The organism is Enterobacter cloacae complex sp. 2021EL-01169 (assembly GCF_020733125.1).
GTDB classification, from domain to species: Bacteria; Pseudomonadota; Gammaproteobacteria; order Enterobacterales; family Enterobacteriaceae; genus Enterobacter; species Enterobacter roggenkampii.
This window is the reverse complement of sequence record NZ_JAJFTC010000041.1, coordinates 1-2,709: the sequence shown is the minus strand read 5'-3', so window position 1 is coordinate 2,709 and position 2,709 is coordinate 1. Positions and strand designations below refer to the sequence as shown.

Sequence of the window (2,709 nt, the reverse complement as noted above, 5' to 3'; positions counted from 1 at the left end):
GGCCATGCAAACCGACAAGGGCATCGTGCTGGCCAGAGCCTTGATCGAGCACCTGCGGCGGCAGTCGGTCATTGTGCCCGCCCTCAACGCCGTCGAGCGGGCGAGCGCCGAAGCGATTACCCGCGCCAACCGGCGTCTCTACGACGCCTTGGCTGAGCCGCTGACGGACGTGCATCGCCGTCGCCTCGACGATCTGCTCAAGCGCCGCGACAACGGCAAGACGACGTGGCTGGCCTGGCTGCGGCAATCCCCGGTCAAACCGAACTCGCGGCACATGCTGGAACACATCGAACGCCTCAAGGCGTGGCAGGCGCTCGACCTGCCCTCCGGCATCGAGCGGCTGGTTCACCAGAACCGGCTGCTCAAGATCGCCCGCGAGGGCGGCCAGATGACGCCCGCCGACCTGGCGAAGTTCGAGCCGCAGCGGCGTTACGCGACCCTGGTGGCGCTCGCCATCGAGGGCATGGCCACCGTCACCGACGAAATCATCGACCTGCATGACCGCATCCTGGGCAAGCTGTTCAATGCCGCCAAGAACAAGCATCAGCAGCAGTTCCAGGCATCCGGCAAGGCGATCAATGCCAAGGTGCGGCTGTTCGGGCGCATCGGCCAGGCGCTGATCGAGGCCAAGCAAGCGGGCCGCGATCCGTTCGCCGCCATCGAGGCCGTCATGTCCTGGGAAGCTTTCGCCGAGAGCGTCACCGAAGCGCAGCGGCTCGCGCAACCCGAGGACTTCGATTTCCTGCACCGCATCGGCGAGAGCTACGCCACGCTGCGCCGCTACGCGCCGGAATTTCTCGACGTGCTCAAGTTGCGGGCCGCGCCCGCCGCCAAGGACGTACTCGACGCCATCGAGGTGCTGCGCAGCATGAACAGCGACAACGCCCGCAAGGTGCCCACCGACGCGCCGACCGAGTTCATCAAGCCGCGCTGGCAGAAGCTGGTGATGACCGACACCGGCATCGACCGGCGCTACTACGAACTGTGCGCGCTGTCGGAGCTGAAGAACGCGCTGCGCTCCGGCGACATCTGGGTGCAAGGCTCGCGCCAGTTCAAGGACTTCGAGGACTACCTGGTGCCGCCCGCGAAATTCGCCAGCCTCAAGCAGGCCAGCGAATTGCCGCTGGCCGTGGCCACCGATTGCGACCAGTACCTGCATGACCGGCTGACGCTGCTGGAAACGCAGCTCGCCACCGTCAACCGCATGGCGCTGGCCAACGAGCTGCCGGACGCCATCATCACGGAGTCGGGCCTGAAGATCACGCCGCTCGATGCGGCGGTGCCCGATACCGCACAGGCCCTGATCGACCAGACGGCGATGATCCTACCGCACGTCAAGATCACCGAATTGCTGCTGGAGGTAGACGAATGGACGGGCTTCACCCGGCACTTCGCCCACCTGAAGTCAGGCGACCTGGCCAAGGACAAAAACCTGTTGCTGACCACGATCCTCGCCGACGCGATCAACCTGGGCCTGACCAAGATGGCGGAATCGTGCCCCGGCACGACCTACGCCAAGCTGGCCTGGCTGCAAGCCTGGCACATCCGCGACGAAACCTACGGGGCGGCACTGGCCGAGCTGGTCAACGCGCAGTTCCGACATCCCTTCGCCGGGCATTGGGGCGACGGCACCACGTCATCGTCGGACGGCCAGAACTTCCGCACCGGCAGCAAGGCCGAGAGCACCGGCCACATCAATCCGAAATACGGCAGCAGCCCAGGGCGGACGTTCTACACCCATATCTCCGACCAGTACGCGCCGTTCCACACCAAGGTCGTGAACGTCGGCGTGCGCGACTCGACCTACGTGCTCGACGGCCTGCTGTATCACGAATCCGACCTGCGGATCGAGGAGCACTACACCGACACGGCAGGGTTCACGGACCACGTCTTCGCGTTGATGCACCTGCTGGGCTTCCGCTTCGCCCCGCGCATTCGTGACCTGGGCGACACCAAGCTCTACATCCCGAAGGGCGATGCCACCTACGAGGCGTTGAAACCGATGATCGGCGGCACGCTCAACATCAAGCACGTCCGCGCCCATTGGGATGAAATCCTGCGGATGGCCACCTCGATCAAGCAGGGCACGGCGACGGCCTCGCTGATGCTCAGGAAGCTTGGCAGCTACCCGCGCCAGAACGGCCTGGCCGTCGCCCTGCGTGAGCTGGGACGCATCGAGCGCACACTGTTCATCCTGGACTGGCTGCAAAGCGTCGAGCTGCGCCGCCGCGTGCATGCCGGGCTGAACAAAGGCGAGGCGCGCAACGCGCTGGCCCGCGCCGTGTTCTTCAACCGCCTGGGGGAAATCCGCGACCGCAGCTTCGAGCAGCAGCGCTACCGGGCCAGCGGCCTCAACCTGGTGACGGCGGCCATCGTGCTATGGAACACGGTCTATCTGGAGCGGGCCGCGAACGCCTTGCGTGGCCACGGTCAAGCCGTCGATGACGGCCTGTTGCAGTACCTGTCGCCGCTCGGCTGGGAGCACATCAACCTGACCGGCGATTACCTCTGGCGCAGCAGCGCCAAGATCGGCGCGGGCAAGTTCAGGCCGCTACGGCCGCTGCAACCGGCTTAGCGTGCTTTATTTAATGAGATGGTCACTCCCTCCTTCCCGGTACTATGCTGAGGACAGGCTTTCATTCGGAGAACTATCATGGAAAACATTGCGCTCATTGGTATCGATCTGGGTAAAAACTCTTTCCATATTCA

The 2,709-nt window shown here is 64.7% G+C and carries 1 protein-coding gene; it reads left to right on the top strand.

Annotated features, from left to right (window positions below):
• Positions 1 to 2,575, top strand: a 2,575-nt coding sequence (locus LLF79_RS26710; protein ID WP_227880620.1) for a Tn3-like element ISPa38 family transposase, incomplete at its 5' end; no start/stop codon positions are given.
• Positions 2,576 to 2,709 lie beyond the last annotated feature (134 nt).